The organism is Microbulbifer thermotolerans, assembly GCF_900112305.1.
GTDB classification, from domain to species: Bacteria; Pseudomonadota; Gammaproteobacteria; order Pseudomonadales; family Cellvibrionaceae; genus Microbulbifer; species Microbulbifer thermotolerans.
Window position 1 is genome coordinate 188,809 of the sequence record NZ_FOKT01000002.1, and the last position, 18,002, is coordinate 206,810.

Sequence of the window (18,002 nt, forward strand, 5' to 3'; positions counted from 1 at the left end):
TCAAAAATACTATTCACCCTGTGAGACGCTCAGGCTATGAAATATTCTTCTCATTGTCTGAGCGCCTTGCCCCCACTACCGTACTCACACGAATCAGCTAGAGCTGCATAAGCAGGAACTCCCGGTTTATTGCACGATGGCCGCGGATTTTATCTGGGCCCAGACTTTCATTCCCGGCTCAATGCGCAACCGCGCCAGTGATTTTCGCGTCAGGCTGGCAATAATGTAACTGTCCCCGCATTTCAAGCGCACCAAGGCTGTCGCTTCATTACTGCCCGCCCCGATTTCACATACTTCAACCGGCAGTCGATTGAGAACACTTGTGTCATCGCGCGCTTCCAGCGCCAGACTCACATCGCGAGCCAATATGCGTACGCGCAGCGCTTCTTTCCCCAGATCGCTGTTGTCGGGCAGCCAAAGTTCTCCGCCGGAGAAGCCGATGCGTACCAGGTGCCAACGGCTATCCCGCTCCAGCACCTTGCCCGTAAGCACCACTCCCGCCTCCTCGCCGAATCCCAATGGCAAATTCAGCTGTGAGAGGACATCGGACACCGCGCCCTGCGCCGCCACCCTGCCTTTGTCCAGTACCAGTAAATAATCCGCGAGGCGCGCCACCTCATACATTGAGTGGCTGACATACAGGATGGGAATAGCAAACTCCGCACGCAATCGCTCCAGATACGGCAAAATTTCCTGCTTGCGCGCCATATCCAGAGACGCCAGTGGCTCATCCATCAACAGCAGACGTGGGCGGATCAATAGTGCGCGCGCAATGGCCACGCGCTGGCGCTCTCCTCCCGACATTTGGTCGGGATAGCGATCCAGTACAGGCTCTATACCCATCAGAGCGATTACCCGCTGAACCATTTTCGGTTGGCAATGACCACCGGAGCGTTTTAGCGCGTATTCCAGGTTGTCTCGGCCGCACAAATGGGGAAACAGACTGGCTTCCTGAAAAACATACCCCAGCTGCCGCTTATGGGTTGGAAGAAAATTCTTTTCGTCCTGCCAGGTTTCCCCGTTGACGATCAGCCGCCCCCTGTCGATTTTTTGCAGCCCTGCGATGCAGCGCAACAGGGTAGTCTTCCCGGACCCCGAATGACCGAAAATCGCAATGATCCCACTGCCGGGCAGCATTGCGTCCACGTCCAGGCAGAAGGATTGTCCTCGCTCTGATGGAAATGCGATGTGAAAGCGCGCGCGAATAGTGTCCGGCATCAAACCCAATACCGCAGGCCGGGACGGTGCGCCCGGTGTTGGAACAAATACAGGCCCAGCAGCACGATGAAAGAAAATACCAGCATGGCGCCGGCCAGTCGGTGGGCCTTGGCATAGTCGAGCATTTCGACATAATCATAAATCTGCACAGACACCACACGGGTCTCTTCTGGAATATTGCCTCCAATCATCAATATCATGCCGAACTCACCAACGGTGTGGGCAAAACCCAAAATGGTTGCAGTGACAAAACCCGGCCGTGCCAGGGGCAATACCACAGTAAAAAAGCGATCCCAGGGGCCCGCACGCAATGTCGCTGCCACTTCGAGAGGGCGGTCTCCGAGTGCCTCCACGGCATTCTGTATTGGCTGAACAACAAAGGGTAAGGAGTAGAATAAAGAGGCCAGTACCAAGCCCCAGAAAGTGAACGGGAGTGTTCCCAGCCCCAGGGCCAGAGTGAGCTGGCCCACCGGGCCATTCGGCCCCATTGCCAGCAGCAGATAAAAGCCCAGTACCGTGGGCGGTAGAACTAGCGGCAGGGCCACTATTGCTCCAACGGGCCCCTTCCAGCGCGAGTGGGTTTTCGCCAGCCACCACGCAATGGGCGTACCAATAAACAGTAACAACAACGTAACAGTACCCGCGAGACGCAACGTCAGCCAGATAGCCGACCAGTCCGCTTGAGAAAAACCCATACCCGGCAACCTCCCTAGCGGGACTCAGGAAGCCTGTATCCGTAGGAGCGGATAATGGCCCTGGCCTTGTCTCCGCGAACGAAGCGGAGAAATGTAGCAGCAGCTGCGCTATTGCTGCCTGACAAGAGCACCGCATCCTGCCGGATCGGGTGGTATAAGTGGCTTGGCACAATCCAGGTGGCCCCTGTATCGATACGCCCGTTATGCATCACTTGCGAGAGTGCCACAAATCCCAACTCCGCATTACCACTGGCGACAAACTGATAGGTCTGTGCAATATTTTCTCCCCGTACCCATTTTGCCTGAGTGCTTTTCTGCAAGCCGAGATTGTGCAGCACTTCTTCCGCAGCCACACCGTAGGGCGCCAATTTTGAATTCGCCAGGGCCAATCTGTTATAGGTGCCTTCACGCAATACCGAGATACCGTCACTCAGCAGATCCGGACTGGCCGACCAGAGGACCAAGCCGCCGATTGCATAGGTGAAGCGACTGCCGGGCACGGTGAATCCCTCTCTCTCCAAAGCCTCGGGCTTGGCAGTATCGGCGGAAAAGAACAACTGGAAAGGCGCACCGTTTTTGATTTGGGCATAGAACTTACCGGAAGAGCCAAAGGAAAGTATGACTCGGTGTCCTGTGGACTTTTCGAATTCCGCCGCGATCTCTTTCATCGCGGGGGTGAAGTTGGACGCTACTGCGACTCTCACATCCTCCGCAGCCGCTGGCAGACCAGTAAGCGCAAAAAGCAAACAGAGCACCAACTGGCACACTCTCATCAGAAAAACCTCCGTTATGGGGCGGACCCGAGACTTCCCGGGCGCCATATACTGGAATATGTAGCGGTTACCGACAAGCCCAGCGATAGCGCTCTTTTTAGGTAGACGCTAAACACTCTCTTTGGATAGCCTCCGAATACTCTGTTTGGGTACCCCCAGGATACTCTCTTTGGAGGGTTTCTGATTGTTTCGCGTGAGTGCTGTTGCTGGTTCCGTAGGCTCAAGCAATGGGATGCTTGACTCAACAGGGTACGACTCGGTCTCTATGATGCTCGCCCCTGTATCCCAGGACATCGCCGTGTTTTCCCTTCAACCCTGCTGTGCCTTTATATATTCGCCAAACCATATATAATGAAAAACGTATATATTTGAGCGCCAAGGGTAGCTACTTGAATCCATTAACGTTTTACAAATGCCTCGGCGACGAAACCCGCCTGCGTTGTCTGCTGCTAATCGCCCACGAAGGCGAATTGTGTGTATGTGAGCTGACCGAGGCGCTTGCGGTCAGTCAACCCAAAGTGTCGCGCCACCTGGCACAGCTTCGAAGCTGCGGCCTGCTGCGGGACAGACGTCAGGGCCAGTGGATCTTTTACCGTTTGGAGCCGGCCCTGCCCTCTTGGGTCACATCTGTCCTAAACCAGACCCTGGATGCCAATCGGACATTTATCCGGGACAACCTGCGCAGTCTCAGCCTAATGGTCGATCGCCCCAACCGCTGCTGTGATACCGGCTGACGTTTCTCCAGGGAAATCACCTCCCCCTCAAAGCCCAATGACCTTAACGAGCACAAGAGCCAAAAACCGTGAAATTACTTTTTATTTGTACCCACAATCGCTGCCGCAGCATTTTGAGCGAGGCGATTACCAATCATTTGGCCCAGGGCCGCATCACTGCCTACAGCGCCGGTAGTCAGCCAGCGGGACAGGTACATCCCTTGTCCCTCAAGTACCTCGAAGCCCGCGGCATCAGCACCGCTGGCCTGAAAAGTCAGTCCTGGGACGATTTTTCGGACGTAGAACCTGATGCAGTCATTACCGTCTGTGACAACGCCGCCAACGAAAGCTGTCCGGTGTGGTTCGGCAACACAGTCAAGGTCCATTGGGGACTACCAGACCCATCGAAACTAGACGCGCCCGAAGAAGTGCTCGAATCCGCGTTCAACTCTGTCATGGACACCATTGAAGGGCGCATTCGCAAGTTGCTGGCACTCGCGCCGGAACGCATGTCGCCATCTGAACTGCAAGCCGCACTGGAATCCATCGCCAAAGAGGACTAATCCCATGGGAGTTTTTGAGCGCTATCTGACTTTGTGGGTGGGGCTGTGCATTGTTGCCGGTGTCACTTTGGGCAATTTGTTTCCAGGCTTGTTTGAGTGGTTTGCCGCCCAGGAAGTTGCCCATGTCAACATTCCTGTCGCCCTGTTCATTTGGGTAATGATCTACCCGATGATGGTTCAGGTAGACTTTTTCGCCATCAAGGATGTCGGCAAAAAGCCCAAGGGCCTGTTCCTGACGCTATTTATCAACTGGCTGGTTAAGCCTTTCACAATGGCGGCTCTGGGCTGGCTGTTTTTCCGGGTAATCTTCGCCGATCTCGTCGATCCTCAGACCGCAACCGAGTACATTGCTGGGATGATCCTGCTCGGTGTAGCCCCCTGCACGGCAATGGTGTTTGTCTGGAGCCATTTGACCGAAGGTGATGCCAACTACACCCTGGTTCAGGTTTCAGTAAACGACCTGATCATGATCTTTGCGTTTGCTCCCATTGCCGGATTCCTGCTCGGCGTCAGTGATGTCACTGTACCCTGGGACACGCTGTTGCTATCTGTTCTGCTTTATGTGGTCATTCCCCTGGTGGCCGGCGTCATTACACGCAAGAAACTGGATTCTGGCACCAGTCATGAGCGCTTGAATCATTTCATTCACAGACTCAAGCCGGTATCCATTGCCGGCCTGCTGGCCACCGTAGTTCTGCTGTTTGGCTTCCAGGCGGAAACCATCATGGCCCAGCCCTTGGCAATTGTCCTGATCGCCATTCCGTTGCTGATACAGACCTATGGCATTTTCGCTATCGCCTATGCCGCTGCCAGAGCGATACGTCTGCCACACAATGTTGCCGCGCCGGCCTGTATGATCGGCACCTCTAACTTTTTTGAACTCGCAGTGGCGGTGGCCATATCCCTGTTCGGCCTCAACTCTGGTGCAGCTCTGGCCACTGTCGTCGGTGTGCTGGTGGAAGTGCCGGTGATGCTCACCCTGGTGGCCTTCGCCAACCGCACGCGCCATTGGTTTGGAGGAGCCCCGGCATGAACAGTAACGATCTCCCCAATGTCAGACCAGAATGCTTGCAACCCATTGACCAGGACAAGTTGCAGGCGGAAATAAGTGCAACTAAGCCGAGGATACTCCTGCTCTACGGATCACTTCGTGCGCGATCCTTCAGCCGGCTCGCAGCAGAGGAGGCACGCCGCCTGCTGGATGCTTTCGGCGCGGAGACACGTATGTTCAACCCTGCCGGCCTTCCGCTACCGGACGGCGCCGACCAAAGCCATCCGAAGGTACAGGAACTACGTGAACTCGCTCAGTGGTGCGACGGCATGGTTTGGTCATCACCAGAACGACACGGCGCCATGACCTCTGTTATGAAGGCCCAAATTGATTGGCTCCCACTGTCGATGGGTGGTGTGCGCCCAACTCAGGGAAAAACCCTTGCCCTGATGCAAGTCTGTGGCGGCTCGCAGTCCTTCAACGCCGTCAATCAAATGCGCGTACTGGGACGATGGATGCGTATGGTGACCATACCCAACCAGTCATCGGTGCCGAAAGCCTGGTTGGAGTTCGATGACAACGACAGAATGAAACTATCATCCTTCTACGATAGGATTGTGGATGTGATGGAGGAGTTGATGAAATTTACCCTGCTCCTGAAAGACAAAAAGGATTACTTTGTCGACCGTTATTCAGAGCGCAAGGAAACTGAAGAGGAGTTCCGCAAACGCATTGACCAGCGCGCGTTACAAAACCCTGAGAGCTAGGGGGCCGCTGAAAACTGCCATTTATCAAGTCGCGCTCAGGCATTGAGATGGCCTCTCCGGAGCGCACGATAACCCCAATGTATTCAGTGGCTGGGAAAGCCAGTCCTATACCTGGGATTCTTACCTAGTCTCGAATGATGTCGTTACCACCGGGAAGCGCATGAATCAGCGCTTCCCGGCAGAAAAACTCACTCACCCAGTGCCCGATTGAGAACTGCAGCCAACCTTACGCCGCCCTGGCGCAGTCGCAGCGCAACGATTTCCCGATTGCGCAGATAGTAGTCCTCTCCGAGTGCCTTCTCGGTAGTGTAGGCGTGACTGTGCACCAAGCGTTGGGATTCTGCGGCCCACTCTGTCTTATCGCCGCTCAACCATCGGCTTTGCTGTTGTTCATCAATCACTTCCAGCTGTGCACTGGCGTATTTTTTCCAATCCTGCACAAATCCAGCGGGCAAATACACGTCCCAAAGCGAGTGCAGATTGGTTGGAAAACCGAAAAAGCGAACTTCTATATCATTGCCCCCCCGATCGGCCGCCAAGCCGGTATGCAACGGCTGATGTAGATCACCGATAAAATGCGCGACAAACATCAGAGCCTCTGCGCGCTCACTCTCTATCACATTGCGATCGCTCAGTTTCTTCTCAAAATTTTCGATTGCTTTAAGAATGCATCCCGCCGGCGGACAATCACGCGCCTCCCGGTACCCATCCCAATGGCGCGGAAGGCTGATGTAATGCATAGGGGCTGCCCAGTCATAGCGCCGGTCACTACGGATACGGTCCGCCCAAGTGGATGCCTCGGCCAGGCTGGGTTCCCCAGCGATTTTCAGCAAACGGCTAACTTTAGTTTTGGTCTCTGGCTGCAAATAATGCCATGCGATTTCACCAACTATCCGGTGCCCGTCTGCCCCCCAGGCAAAAGCACCAGCACTGACACCACATAAGACAAAAAGAAAAGCCAAGCGAAGTAACATCTTAATTTTGATCACCGAATTAATTCCCAGAAAAATGCGCGAACACTTTACCTCCTGGATATGACAAGAATTTAACAATAAACCGCCCCTTCATAAGGTTTGAGATACAGGCGCAATAAAATCTTCACTATTCCGTAAATATTTACTGTTAAAAAACGCGCTGGCTCAGATGCATACCTTGATTCACTGCGCCGACAACAAAAGAAGTTAACCGCCAATAGATGGCTTCCTCACAACCATCCTTGTTGGCACTATCAGACCAGGAGAGTTTCATGAAACGCTGCATATTCCCCCGCGCGCTGTTATCCGCCGCGGTGGTTTCCGCTATGGGCACTGCGCCTGTGGCATTTGCGCAGGAGACATCAGCAACCATTCGCGGCATCGTCACCGGGATGGATGGTAAACCGGTAGACAATGCCAAGATTACCGTCGTTCACACTCCTTCTAACAGCCGCAGTGAAATTTTGAGCAGCGATTCGGGCCGTTTTAACCTAAAGGGACTTCGGGTTGGTGGCCCCTATACTATCCGTGTGCAATCCGACGAAGGCGAAGAAGTACTGGACGGGATCTACCTAAGTCTTGGCAAGCCACTGACATTGCCGATTGATCTGGCAGATTCTGAGCTTGACACAAACGGCGTCGAAGAAGTCGTAGTTACCGCGGAAGCACAGATTTTCAGCAACCGCGGCTCCACCAGCGTATTCGGCGAAGATCAGATCGCCAACGCCGCAACTTTTAACCGCGACCTAAAAGATGTAATTCGCTCGAACCCCCTGGCCGTCGTCAGCCCGGATGGTAACGAATTGAGCATTGCCGGCACCAACCCCAAATACAACTCACTGACCATCGACAGCGTGGGCATCAACGATACTTTCGGCCTGCAATCGAATGGCTATCCAACTAACCGCCCGCCAATTTCCCTGGATGCCGTAGAACAAATCTCCCTTTCCTACGCACCCTTTGATGCGCGCAAAGGGAATTTTACCGGCGGTAATATTAATGCGGTAACCAAGTCCGGCACCAACGAATTCCATGGCAGCGCCTACCTTGAGTCCGTGCCCTGGTCAGGGACCGCAGAAGACGACAAACTGTCCGATGGCACCGAGTACGACATCGATAACGAAGAGGAAACCTACGGCGCCACGTTCAGTGGACCGCTGATTCAGGATAAACTTTTCTTCTTCACTTCCTACGAGAAGTGGGAAGAGGAAATCGAGTTTAACTACAATCTCAACACCCTCGAAAACCATGACGTAAGCGTTGAGGAGCTGTCTCGAGTACTAAACATCATGCAAGATGTCTACGGTCTCAGCGACTCCGTGGGCTCCGCTCCCGACCCCGACAGCGACGAGAAAATTCTGGTCAAACTTGACTGGAACATCTCGGAAAACCATCGCGCGGATTTTACGTATAGCGATCAGGAAACCCGCTCAGCGCAAAATTACACTGACAGCGACGGCACCCTTAACCTCTCATCCAATCTCTGGACCATGGCCCAGGACACCACCTACTATACGGCGCACTTGTTCTCCGATTGGAGCGACGTGTTCAGTACCGAGGTGAACCTGTCCTACAAGGAGTACGAGCAGGCCTCGCTGACTAACTCCAGTTGGGGTGAAATCAATGTGCGGACCGACAATGGTACTATTGTGGCTGGTGCAGATGAAAACCGCCACGCCAACATACTGGCGAATGAGGTTTGGAACTTTGGTGTGCATGGCACCTACATGGCTGAAAAAGCCCAGTACCGTTTCGGCGCGGAAATCGAAGACACCTGGAACTATAACGTCTACGGTCGCCATGCCTCCGGTACCTGGAGCTTTGACAGCATCGATGATTTTGAAAATCGTGTAATCGGTGACTTCCAGTACAGCAATGCCTACACCAATAACGTCGACGATATCGCATATGACGTGAATGGCAAAACCTACTCGCTCTATGGCGATGTCACCCTGGAGCCATTCTCCGGTTTCGAGCTGGTGGCCGGTCTGCGCTATGAGACACTCACTGTCGACGACGCTCCCAACCGCAACAGCCATTTTGAGGAAACATACGGCTACGCCAATAACGAAAATCTCGATGGGCGCGATATATGGCTACCGAGAGTCAGCTTCAACTGGAATCTGCGTGACGATCTGACCCTACGCGGTGGCATGGGCCGATTTAGTGGCGGCATGCCGCTGGTATGGGTAGCCAATGCCTACACAAATGATGGCACCACCAAAGACTCTGTCTATCTCACCGATCTGGACCCAAGCGCGGTAAACTTTACCAGTGTGCCCCAGGTGGCAATGGATACGCTAGCACCCGGAGCCGGCAGTACAAACAGTATCGATCCGGATTTTGAGCTGCCGTCAGATTGGCGCTACCAACTCGCCGTGGACTACGCCTTTGATATTCCCGGTGTCGGAGAAGGGTTTAACTGGACCACAGAGCTAACCTATGTAGACCGTCAGGACTCCGTTTTCTGGCGCGACCTGTCCCGGGTAGACAATGGCGATAGGACTGTGGACGGCGGTCGTATTATCTGGGACAACGTCTATGCGGGTACCGAGTACGAGGACAACTACGATCTCGAGTTAACCAATGTGGACGATGGCGGTCGCAGTATCATCTGGTCTACCAGCCTGGACAAAACGTTTGAAAACGGACTGTCACTCAACCTGTCTTATGTCCATCAAGACATCACAGAAGTCAATCCTGGCACCAGCTCGACTGCGGAATCCAATTTCCAGTACGAAGTTGTTGAGAACCGCAACGTCCCACTTGAGGATACCGCCTACTACGAAATTGAACACCGCTTTGTGCTGAATCTGGGCTATCGCAAGGAGTTCGTTCCCGGTTACGCCACCAACTTCAATCTGTTCCTGGAGCGCCGCTCCGGTCGCCCGTTCTCTTGGACTCTGGGCGCGTACCGCGATGGCGACCTCGGAGATCAAACAAACTTCGACGATTCCGATGTCTACCTCGCCTACATTCCCTCCGGTGCCGACGATCCCGCCATGGATTTTGAGAACGGCCTGAGCTACGCGGAGATCATGGAAATTGCAAAGGCGGCGGGCGTTTCAGGCGCAGCTGGCGGCTTCGTGGACAAGTATTCCGACAACATGCCCTGGGTCACCACTATGGACTTGGCTATCACTCAGGAAGTACCAGGCTTGCTACCGGAACATCGCGGCGTGGTTTACCTGACCATCGATAACTTCGCCAACCTGTTGAACGATGACTGGGGCAAGGTGTACGACATTCAGTACCCGCAACAGATTCTGTTTGACTACGACGTCAACGAAGACGGCCAGTATGTTTACTACGAGCCTTTTGGCGGTCTGAATACGAAAAACTACACCCGTTTTCAGGCTGAGGAATCCACCTGGCGAGTAAAACTGGGACTGAAATATAACTTCTGATCCCCATCCCCAAAAGCCGGCGCTCTGCGCCGGCTCCCAGCTTTCCAGGGGTGGCCCGGGGCTTGCTGCATGTTGCCAACCCGACCGCCCGCGTATTCGACAAGTCATTGTGGACGCTTGCGCGGTGTCGCGGAAGCGGAGCGCTCAGGCGTTACCCAGCCAGCGATCCAGAGTTTCCCGCAGCAGATCCTTGCTCAATGGCTTGGTCAGAAAATCGTCCATACCCGCCGCGAGGCAACGACCCTCGAACTGCTCTTCCGTTGTACTAGTCAAAGCGATAATAGGCAGCCGATCTTCCGGCTTGTGCTCGGCCTCCCAGTGGCGCAGACTCTCGATAATCTCGGCACTGCGCTCAGTATTCTGCTGGCAATCCACCAATAGCAGGTCGTAATCGCTTTCCGTCAATTGCCCGAGGGCATCCTCGGTCGAGGCAGCCACATCCACGCGGTAGCCAAGTGCCTGCAGCATCTCCTCAGTCACCCCCTGGTGCTGGCGCGACTCTTCGATCAGCAACAACGAATACTGGCGCGGTTGACCGCCGCCGCTGGAAACGATACGTCGGCTGGCTTTTTTTGGCGCACCGAAGAGACGTTTAATCAGCGCATCGTGCAACTCTTTGCGCGTTACCGGCCGCCCGAGGTATAGAGCGCCAGACACGAAATGTAACAGCGATGTAAACTGCGACTTATGCCCATAGGCCCCAAGGCATATCAGTTTACACTCCTCAAGTTCGGGGTCCGCCCGCTGCAGAAATCCGCCCACAGCCTCCAGCAGTTGGGAATCTCCCATAGCCGGCGCCAATATCACCAGCTGTTTGCGTTCCAGAGCCATGCGGAACGCCTCCTCCACCTTGTCTGCGGTATCCGGTGTCCACTTGACGGTGCCGACATCCATACCGAAGGAACGCATCATCTGCGCCAAACCGGCGACAAACAGGCCTTTCTGATGTAACAGCAGCACTTCACTGTCTTGCAGGCGCCGATCCGGCGTCAGGTACACGCGCTGGTTCGGCTCCATCGCGAATTTGATCACCACTTGATAGCGATTGCCCTCGGGGGTCGAATACAATTGCAAATGACCGCCCATCGCCTCTGCCAGCCCCTTGGCGATTGACAGGCCGAGCCCCGTAATGACTTCGGTGCTATCCAAGCTAGAAAAGGTTCCGAACAGTGCCTTCTCATCCGGCAGCGTCTCGCCCTGGCCATCGTCGCTGAGACTGATGGTCAACTGCCCCTCGGCATTGCTGATCGGTGTGAAGCTGACCTGCCCCCAGAGTTCCCCTACTTGTGCCATCACGGTGGCGGAATCCACCAGATTACGAATCAGCTGGGCAGTCTTGCGGTTGTCACCAGTAACCATCACCGGTAGGTTGTCATCGATCTGGAAGTTAAACTCCAGGCGCTGACGGTGGGCGACGCGTGCGGCGAACTTAAAAGACTTCTCGATCGTTCTGACGAGATTAAAGGGGCCGTGGCGCAAGCGGATGTTCTTGCGTGCTACCCGCGTGTAGAGACCCACATTATCTACCAGTTTGAGCTGTTGACTGCTCGCTGTTTTGGCAAGCTTTACCCAAGCCTTCTGCCGTTCGGAGAGGGGCTCAGCCTCGAGCAGTGCCAGCGCGCCAAGGGAATCCGACAGCTGGCTGCGAAATTCCTGCCCCACATTGGCAATAAACTCATTGGTCAGGTCCGCCGCCGCCAGTGATTGCTTCCGCTCCGCCGCCAAGTGGCTAGCGCGCTGCTGTAATTCCTGCATTGCCGCAAGGCGGTCCCAGTAGTTTTCTGATCGCCGGCGCGCCTGATGGGCGGTCAACCATACAAAGGCGATGGTAAGGGCACCGTAGATAGTGCCGATAATCTCACCAGACAGACTGGCCACTAGCGCCGCGGGTACCAGGGATAGGGAGATAAACCAAGTCAGGAAGCGGTGATAAGGCGAGAATACAGAGGTAACACTGGAGCAAAAGATTACCGAATACAGCCAGAGAAAGTGCGTTTCCGGCACAAAACCCAACAGCCATACATGGCAAAAAAGAATGCCCCCCCACCAGGCAGCCCCCAGCGTGGAGGCGATAAAATAGTGGCGGCGCCAGCGATGGGGACCGGAGGAATAAAGGTAGTTGAAACGGAAGACGTAATAACCGCGCAGGAGTGTCAGCAGCAAGAAACCGATTGCCAACACCAGCAGTAGTTTCGGCGCTTCTATACGCATATCGCCGACGGCCGCGGCGACTGCCAGGGCTGCGAGAGAAAACAGCATGCCGCGCCGGCTGTATTTGACCATACGGGTGTCGGTCACTCGGCAGACGCGGCGGTCCTTCTGAACCTTGAGTTCGGGGCGATCGAATATCGGCATGGAAATCTTCTCTGCTTGGCGGTTAGCCTATGCCCATAAGTTCGACCAGGACCGTCTTAATCAGAAACCCGAGCAGCCCCAGCCCCAGGGCAATAAACAGAATGAAAGTGCCGAAACGTCCCGCCTTGGACTCCTTCGCCAGGTTCCAGACGATGAAGATCATAAAAAGAATGAGTCCGCCAACTCCCACCCAGAGGGAATACAATTCGAACTGCTCAAACGACATGCGGCTACCCCCCAAAAAATTGGCGCGCATTGTACAGCGGTTGGCGGCCAGTGGTAAGAGACTAAGCCCGTGGGCGCCCCTCTTCAAGTCCGCCAGTCAGGCGCCTTGGTAGTGGTCGCCATCATTGACTTTGGTGCCACACTTCAGGCGCCGCAGCTCGTTATCCCGGTAGCGGCTGTCGTACCAGCACCGGGGCAAGACCTCTCCCGATAAGAAACGCAACAGCGTTTTATCGAACACCTCCGGATCTTGCATTTCCTCGCCCCAGAGATAGCGCCCGACAACGGTCAGCTCATAGGGGTTAACCAGGGTGACGACATCCGCCACCTCAACCAAATGGTTGGTGTTTATATCTTTGAACAGCATATCGCCACCCATTACAGCACTCTTATCAAAGTATAGGGATTTTGGCGCCATTTACGTGGCTGGTGGCGATACATGACGATCTAGGAGCCTCCCAACCCTTTTAATATATCGAAAGATTCAGCGTCTTATCGACGATAAACATCGAAAAAACAGGAGATAGCCGTCTATATAGACAACAATCTATCGAACCAATGATTAGAGGAAACTCCGATTAAGTCGACTGACCGCTGTAGGTGGTACTGGCTGCTCACCCTTCCAGAGTCAGCCGTGCCGAAACCATACCCTCTTCCTGCAAGGCATCCATGTTGAGCGTACGAATAGTGAAACGCTGCTGTATCAGATTATTCAGCCAGGGTTGTATATCCTGATAGCGCGCCTCCTCGATCCAGAGCCGAATACGGGTATCCCCCTCGGGTTCAAAGCGTTTAATGGTGATTTTGTGTTGCTTCGCCGCAGCGGTAACCCGCTGCAATAAAGTGCCCGATGCCTGACCCGCCGCTCCCGGCTCCAACTGTTCCAGTACCGGGCGCTGGGATTCAATCCAGGCTACCAATTGCCGGGATTCCTCTGCGCGCGCCAGGGCGCCATCGAAAAAGTGTTTGGCCGGTAAAAAGAGTCCGTAGATGAGCAACATACTACCGAGGAACAGGATCAATACCCCCAAGGCTCTCTGGTCGCTGGGAGGCAGAGCCAGCCACTTTTGCTGCCACTGTTCGATTTGTTCTTTCATTGTGCTTGAATCACCAACATATTTCGTGTCATTCCAACAGCTCCTCCGGGACCACACGAGGGCTCACCGCCACACTGTAGTTTCTCTACGCCTTGTCAGCGCAGCCTGATTCTTCCCGAAACCCCTTTTTCCAGCTCGTTGGCTCCCAGCAGATCGGCGCGGAATTCTCCCTCGGAAAGACGGCTGACCAGGGTATCCAGATCCGTGAGGTTGGCTGCCTGCAGCTGCAGCACCATTTCCCCCCGATTACCGTCAAAGCGGAGCGACTGCAATTTCAGGTCACGCCCTTTTTGCTGCTCCCAAACCCGGCTTAGCAATTGCATCTGGCTACCAAAGCCGCCACCACTAGCACTCGCCCTTTTCAGGTAGCCCTCGATTTGCCGGCGGATATCCACACCGGGCCTGTCTTGCGGGAACAATTCGGTGAACAACGCTCGAGCTTGCTGCTCGGCATTGCTGGCACGCCACTGGAAATAGCCGCCTGCAGCAGCGAAAAGTAGCAACTGTGCCACAAAGCAGGCTGCGGCAACTTTGACCGGACGATGCCACCAGTTACGCTCTTCTTCACCGCCCGCCAGTTCAAACTCACCGGTCATCAAGTTGACCAAAGGTCCCAACTTACAACGAGCGAGCATTACCTCTTCGGCAGGGCCTTCGATCAGCTCCAGCTGGTCGCCGAACAGGGATTCCAACTCCGCGAGGATCATGCCATCCCCATCGCCAGCCCCAAGCAGTTGGATGCGCGGTGCTCCCTCTTCATCTCCACGCAAGCTCCCTAGCAGCGGCTGAAGGTACTGGCGCCGCACGGAGAGGCCATATCCCTTCTTGTGCCAAATATGCGCCTGCGCCCCATCCAGCCAGAGCACGATATCGCCCTCGAGCAGATCGAGTAGTTGATATTCCGGCAATACCGCTGCTACCGGCCATCCCAGCCGTTGCAACTGGCTGTGCAAGGCTTCCATTTTTTCTGTGGCCGCAGCGTAAACACTGCAAGTGTCGCCCCGGCGGGCCTGGCAGACAAAGTGCAGCTCCTCTACGTCTTCCGCCAAACGCTCTTCGACCATGTAGCCGATCGCCCTACTCTGGCGGCGTGCAGCCTTGGGAATTGTCTCCAAACCGGTCCACACCCAATTGCCTGGCACCAGCAGCAAGGCCCGCGCACCCTCGGGAAAACTGAGCTGTAGCGCATTTTCCTCGCTGGCCAAATCACCATCCGGACAGAAAGCGCGTACAAAGTCATCGTCCAATGCCACTGCGCGCCACCCATCGCGACTCCAGCATTGCAGTTGCAACCTGCGGTCGCCGCTATCCGGGCAGGAAAGGCGCAGCAACATCAGTTGTCGTGCGGGCGCGGATGCCGGCGCACTTTTTACCGGATGAAATTTGTTGATCGCAATCATAGGGCTTCAATACTGTTAATTCGCTTCAGCCGTTTTGTAATTCAGGAGTTCCCGCATTGCGACTCCCGAAAACTCACGGCGCTGTCTTTGCACCACCCTGGCCTCACCGCTGGCTTCGTCCAGCTGCAGTGTACTTTCCCAATACTGTTGGTAATCCCCATCGGCTCCCAGCTGAACCGCGATGCGTGCCAGGAAATATTGGCTGTGGAATACGAACCCATTGCTATTGGTGATGCCATAGCTGGCCAGCTGAGAGCGCTCGTGAAAAACGCCACCCGACTCCCGGAAACCAAGAATGTCTGCCGTCTTAGCCTGTGGATCCAGTGCTTCGATCAACTCTGCCGGGGCAAAATTAATGTTGATTGCAGTGCCCGACTCCGGCAGAGCACAGAGAAAAGGCTGCAGCTTCTGCCAGTCTTCCATTTCCATTCCCTGCACGGCTACCAGCTCAGAAACGTCCGTGATCAGGGTGTCCGGGGTTCTGTGGGCCAGTTCACGGCCCAAATAGCCGTCATCCTCAGTGCCGGAAAGCAATGGCGTATCGCCCGCATCGACCCAGTCCATAATTGACTTGGCCAGCTCCGTATTGCCACTGATATTGCGTACCAGCCGCTCAAACGCCTCACGGTCCGCACTGGACACGTTGTTAACAAGATTATTAACATTAAAACAAGAGTGTAAGTCTTTGATATTAATGCGAATTCTTCCGTTGTCCGGATTAAAAGCCAGAGCCTTCTGCGCCCAGGCCTCATGCGCGGTGTCCGCGGACTCACTCGCCTCCCGGTCAACTTCATAGTCTTTCTCCAAAGCCACCCGCGCCCAGACTTCTGCACCTGTCACAAATTCAGCCAGCTGGGTGTTGGCAAGCAGTGCCCCAGTTCGGGTCACTGCGACGCGGTTGCGGGTGATGGCGTGAGTAACTGCCGCGATGGCAATCACCATCACTAACAATACAGTGATCAGGGCGACGCCCCGCTGACGCTGGAAGGACTCAATCATCCGCGCGCTCCGAACTGTCGTCATCCTCACCGTCATCACCGCTAGTTCCAGTGCTGCCAGTACTTCCCGTGGGAGTCACTTGCGGCAGAGAGAAGAGGCGGCGCATTTCTCCGCCGGAGCGGGTGACGAGCACAAACTCTATGGCCCGCGGCAGGCTTGTTTGTACATTCCCCGTGGAAGAAGCCGAGGTGATAGGCGGCCATTGGTCCAGCCAGGTTTCAGTGTTTGCATCGTAGTAGCGGAGACTCAGGCTTTCGACACCGGCGAGCAGCGGTTCAGTCAAGGGCTCGGAGTCCGGTGCGCGGTCGAGTACTTGCCAGCGGCTGCGCAGCAACACTGCCGCAGGCTCCTCCTCGAACCCGTCGTCATCACCTTCGGCGAAGCCGATGCTGTAGCTCAGCCGCTGCAGCTCACCGCGGGGCTCCCCTGTCAGGTTGGCGGCACCGAGGCGGGTGAATTCCAGTTCGTCCGTATCCCCACGCAGCGCCGGCTCGTAGCCGTTGTAGGCGTTTTTCACGGGGCGCGCGGTCAACTGGCGCAGATCATCATCAATGCGGTACATGGTCATGGAAAAGCGCCTGAGTTCTTCAGCGCGCAATTCCAACACCCGATCTGTGCCGTTAAAGGTGTCCAGCAATGCGTATGAGCCGATGCTGATAATGGATACCAGCACCAACACGACAAGAATCTCGATCAGAGTGAAGCCGCGCTGCCCCATGTCATTCCTCCTTCGCCGCCCAGGCGTCGAGGGTGAGCGTGGGGTTTTCCGCCTCCGGCGTCGCCACCTCAATGGCTATATGGCGCATACGCGCTTCGGTGGTGGATTCTACGCGTACAGTAACTTGCCATTCGCGCTCACCGACAGGCACCAGTTCAGACTTATCGCCCAGCGGCGGCCAGGGGCTCCTCACTCGCAACTCGGCCAATACTTGCTGAGCCACCCAATTGGCCGCCAGTCGCTCTTCCATCGCCATTTGCTGACGCACGCTATCCTGCATTGTCTTGAGAACACTGACTGCAATTACACCGAAGATCACCAGCGCCACAAGCACCTCGACCAGGGTGAAACCGCCCTGCTTCCGGGAGCGAGAGGCAGTGCCAGGAGACACTCTGGGGTTACCGGTATAGCGTCTGCGCGCACAAGGACAGCAGTGCGAATTAAAAGCACGGGGCTGAGCGGGCGGTGCTGACAAGCCACAAGCCGCGAACCTTTGTTTATTCATCGCTTTGCCACTCGAGCTTTATCCCGTCCAGGCTGTTGTAGGAGATAAACGCGCCCCGACTGATATCCTTGTCCTCCAACAGATAGAAAGCCAGCTCCACCGGCAGAATTTCTCCGCTTGATAGAGCGACAAAATGGGGGGATGGCTGCTTTTTTTTGCTCTTTTCCTCGGCCGCGAACTCAGCCGGGGCCGCAACGGGCATCTGCGCTTCTTCCAGCACTTCCAGGCGCATATTGTCCGGCAGCTGATGCGCAACAAAACGCGCTGCTGATTTCGTCCCGCTATCTTCCAGCGTCTCCCACTGCAGTTGCGCGGAGTTAAAACGCACTACGGCGTAGCCATCGGGCTCGATCACCACACCGTAATGGGCCCGGTCGATCAACGCCCTGTCCGCCACCAATTGCAGCAGCGCCGCGAGACGTTGAACTTCAGAGCGCCAGGCGCGGGCACCGGAATTGCCGAGGGACAACCCTGCCATGCCCGCCAGGGTGGCGATGATGACAATCACCACCAGCACTTCGATCAGGGTAAAGCCCTTTTGCCGGGCCGGGTGCCAGGAACCAGCGGCCCGAGACACTGCCTGCCTGCGAACCCGACCGCCC

The 18,002-nt window shown here is 55.4% G+C and carries 18 protein-coding genes; 5 read left to right on the top strand and 13 right to left on the bottom strand.

Annotated features, from left to right (window positions below; genetic code table 11):
- Positions 1-126: 126 nt before the first annotated feature.
- The 3 genes from modC to modA are packed head-to-tail and all read right to left on the bottom strand — an operon-like array spanning position 127 to position 2,686.
- Positions 127-1,218 carry a molybdenum ABC transporter ATP-binding protein gene (modC, locus tag BM155_RS03305; protein WP_074901086.1) on the bottom strand — a complete coding sequence of 364 codons (1,092 nt, stop codon included), beginning with the start codon at positions 1,216-1,218 and terminating at the stop codon, positions 127-129.
- Positions 1,218-1,913, bottom strand: a complete 696-nt coding sequence (modB, locus tag BM155_RS03310) for a molybdate ABC transporter permease subunit (RefSeq protein WP_067153335.1) — start codon at positions 1,911-1,913, stop codon at positions 1,218-1,220. Before modB ends, modC begins: the two co-directional genes overlap by 1 nt.
- Positions 1,914-1,927: 14 nt before the next feature.
- On the bottom strand, positions 1,928-2,686 hold the full coding sequence (gene modA / locus BM155_RS03315) for a molybdate ABC transporter substrate-binding protein (protein WP_067153336.1): 759 nt from the start codon (positions 2,684-2,686) through the stop codon (positions 1,928-1,930).
- A gap of 389 nt (positions 2,687-3,075) precedes the next feature.
- Between modA and BM155_RS03320 the strand changes: the two genes are divergently transcribed.
- The 4 genes from BM155_RS03320 to arsH all read left to right on the top strand — a co-directional run bounded on the left by BM155_RS03320 (position 3,076) and on the right by arsH (position 5,720).
- Entirely contained in the window at positions 3,076-3,420 is a 345-nt protein-coding gene (locus tag BM155_RS03320; protein ID WP_067157706.1) for a metalloregulator ArsR/SmtB family transcription factor, read from the top strand.
- Between the two features lie 68 nt (positions 3,421-3,488).
- Positions 3,489-3,962, top strand: a complete 474-nt coding sequence (locus tag BM155_RS03325; RefSeq protein ID WP_074901089.1) for an arsenate reductase ArsC — start codon at positions 3,489-3,491, stop codon at positions 3,960-3,962.
- A gap of 4 nt (positions 3,963-3,966) precedes the next feature.
- Positions 3,967-4,995 (top strand): ACR3 family arsenite efflux transporter, encoded by a 1,029-nt coding sequence (gene arsB, locus BM155_RS03330; protein ID WP_067153340.1) that lies wholly within the window; start codon positions 3,967-3,969, stop codon positions 4,993-4,995.
- Complete coding sequence (gene arsH / locus BM155_RS03335) at positions 4,992-5,720, top strand: arsenical resistance protein ArsH (RefSeq protein WP_074901091.1); 729 nt, start codon at positions 4,992-4,994, stop codon at positions 5,718-5,720. The genes arsB and arsH overlap by 4 nt, the downstream gene beginning before the upstream one ends.
- A gap of 188 nt (positions 5,721-5,908) precedes the next feature.
- On the opposite strand, the gene BM155_RS03340 is transcribed toward arsH, so the two are convergent.
- On the bottom strand, positions 5,909-6,694 hold the full coding sequence (locus BM155_RS03340) for a S1/P1 nuclease (protein WP_254773116.1): 786 nt from the start codon (positions 6,692-6,694) through the stop codon (positions 5,909-5,911).
- A 272-nt stretch (positions 6,695-6,966) separates the two neighbouring features.
- Here BM155_RS03340 and BM155_RS03345 point away from each other — a divergent pair, with 272 nt between their 5' ends.
- Positions 6,967-10,101 (top strand): TonB-dependent receptor, encoded by a 3,135-nt coding sequence (locus tag BM155_RS03345; protein WP_067153347.1) that lies wholly within the window; start codon positions 6,967-6,969, stop codon positions 10,099-10,101.
- A gap of 144 nt (positions 10,102-10,245) precedes the next feature.
- Here BM155_RS03345 and BM155_RS03350 read toward each other — a convergent pair whose 3' ends face one another.
- The 9 genes from BM155_RS03350 to gspH form a co-directional block, all read right to left on the bottom strand.
- Positions 10,246-12,456: a response regulator gene (locus BM155_RS03350; protein WP_067153349.1), complete on the bottom strand. Its 2,211-nt coding sequence runs from the start codon at positions 12,454-12,456 to the stop codon at positions 10,246-10,248.
- A 22-nt stretch (positions 12,457-12,478) separates the two neighbouring features.
- A complete protein-coding gene (locus BM155_RS03355) occupies positions 12,479-12,682 on the bottom strand; it encodes a DUF2788 domain-containing protein (protein ID WP_082817608.1) in 204 nt (67 codons plus the stop codon).
- A gap of 96 nt (positions 12,683-12,778) precedes the next feature.
- Positions 12,779-13,060 carry an acetyltransferase gene (locus BM155_RS03360; RefSeq protein WP_254773102.1) on the bottom strand — a complete coding sequence of 94 codons (282 nt, stop codon included), beginning with the start codon at positions 13,058-13,060 and terminating at the stop codon, positions 12,779-12,781.
- A 235-nt stretch (positions 13,061-13,295) separates the two neighbouring features.
- Complete coding sequence (locus tag BM155_RS03365) at positions 13,296-13,778, bottom strand: type II secretion system protein M (RefSeq protein ID WP_067153353.1); 483 nt, start codon at positions 13,776-13,778, stop codon at positions 13,296-13,298.
- A gap of 95 nt (positions 13,779-13,873) precedes the next feature.
- Entirely contained in the window at positions 13,874-15,178 is a 1,305-nt protein-coding gene (gspL, locus tag BM155_RS03370) for a type II secretion system protein GspL (RefSeq protein WP_067153355.1), read from the bottom strand.
- 15 nt (positions 15,179-15,193) lie between these two features.
- Entirely contained in the window at positions 15,194-16,177 is a 984-nt protein-coding gene (gene gspK / locus BM155_RS03375) for a type II secretion system minor pseudopilin GspK (RefSeq protein WP_074901095.1), read from the bottom strand.
- The gene (gene gspJ, locus BM155_RS03380) at positions 16,170-16,895 is read right to left on the bottom strand and encodes a type II secretion system minor pseudopilin GspJ (protein ID WP_074901096.1); all 726 of its coding nucleotides are present in this window, start codon (positions 16,893-16,895) and stop codon (positions 16,170-16,172) included. Before gspJ ends, gspK begins: the two co-directional genes overlap by 8 nt.
- 1 nt (position 16,896) lies before the next feature.
- Positions 16,897-17,286: a type II secretion system minor pseudopilin GspI gene (gene gspI, locus BM155_RS03385; RefSeq protein ID WP_067153359.1), complete on the bottom strand. Its 390-nt coding sequence runs from the start codon at positions 17,284-17,286 to the stop codon at positions 16,897-16,899.
- 106 nt (positions 17,287-17,392) lie between these two features.
- The gene (gene gspH / locus BM155_RS03390; protein WP_067153360.1) at positions 17,393-17,977 is read right to left on the bottom strand and encodes a type II secretion system minor pseudopilin GspH; all 585 of its coding nucleotides are present in this window, start codon (positions 17,975-17,977) and stop codon (positions 17,393-17,395) included.
- Positions 17,978-18,002: the final 25 nt, after the last annotated feature.